The sequence below is a fragment of the Microbacterium sp. B24 genome (genome assembly GCF_000333415.1).
GTDB lineage: Bacteria > Actinomycetota > Actinomycetes > Actinomycetales > Microbacteriaceae > Microbacterium.
On the sequence record NZ_BADB01000442.1, the window covers coordinates 1 to 1,219 of the forward strand.

The 1,219-nt window shown below is 70.5% G+C and carries 1 protein-coding gene; it reads right to left on the minus strand.

What is annotated here, in order from left to right; all coding sequences use genetic code 11:
• Positions 1 to 1,087 (minus strand): homocysteine S-methyltransferase family protein (locus I5I_RS13175; RefSeq protein ID WP_239640122.1); only part of this gene is annotated, 1,087 nt, incomplete at its 3' end.
• Positions 1,088 to 1,219: the final 132 nt, after the last annotated feature.

Consider the following 1,219-nt stretch of genomic DNA (forward strand, 5'->3'; position numbering starts at 1 on the left):
GCGAGACACCGTTCTCGCGCCGAGACACCGGTGCACTCTCGGTGTCTCGGTGCCCGGGCGGTGTCTCGCGGTCAGGGGGAGGGGACGCGACGGCGAGATGGCCGACCCGCTCCACGACCGCGGCCAGGTGCTCCGGCGTCGTGCCGCAGCATCCACCGATGAGGCCGATGCCGAACTCGCGGACGAACTGCTCGTGCGCGCTCGCGAGTTCCGCGGGCGTCAGGGGATAGTGGGCGCCGTCGGCGGTGAGCACCGGGAGCCCCGCGTTGGGCATGCACGCGATCGTCACCGACGAGTACTTCGACAGGTGGCGCAGGTGCTCGCTCATCTCGGCGGGGCCCGTCGCACAGTTCAGGCCGATCGCATCGACGCCGAGCGGCTCCAGTGCGGTGAGCGCCGCACCGATCTCCGAACCCATGAGCATGGTGCCGGTGGTCTCGACCGTCACCTCGACGAAGATCGGCAGACGGATGCCGCGGGCCACGATCGCCTGCTTGCAGCCGTTGATCGCCGCCTTCGTCTGCAGGAGGTCCTGACTGGTTTCGACGAGGAAGGCATCCGCTCCCCCGTCGATGAGGCCCTCCGCCTGCAGCGCAAAGGTCTCCTTGAGGTGCGCGTAGGTCGTGTGCCCGAGGCTCGGCAGCTTCGTTCCCGGGCCCATCGACCCGAGCACCCAGCGCATGCGACCGTCGGCGCTCTCGGCAGCCTCGGCGCGTTCCCGCGCGATCCGCGCGCCGGCGGCAGCGAGCTCCGCGATGCGGTCGTCGATGCCGTAGTCGGACAGGTTCGACCAGTTCGCACCGAACGTGTTCGTCTCCACGGCGTCCACGCCGACGGCGAAGTAGGCGTCGTGGATCTCGCCGACCACGTCGGGCCGCGTGACGTTGAGGATCTCGTTGCAGCCCTCGAGTCCCTGGAAGTCGGTGTCGACCTGCAACTCGTGGCGCTGCAGCATGGTTCCCATCGCACCGTCGGCGATGACCACCCGCTCCGACAGGGCGCCCAGCAGCGCCTGCGCGCGAGCGGTGCGGGGCACTCCGTCGATGTCGAGCGCGAAGCGCCCGGTGGGCGCGAGTGAGGCGGTCACCGCCCGATTGTCCCACGGCTGTCCGGCACCGGCGCGGCGCGGCAGGATAGGGGCATGAGTCTGCCCCGCGTCGCCGATCTCCTCGCAACGGCGCACGTCGTCTCGCTGCCCCTCGTCACGCGCTTCGGTGGC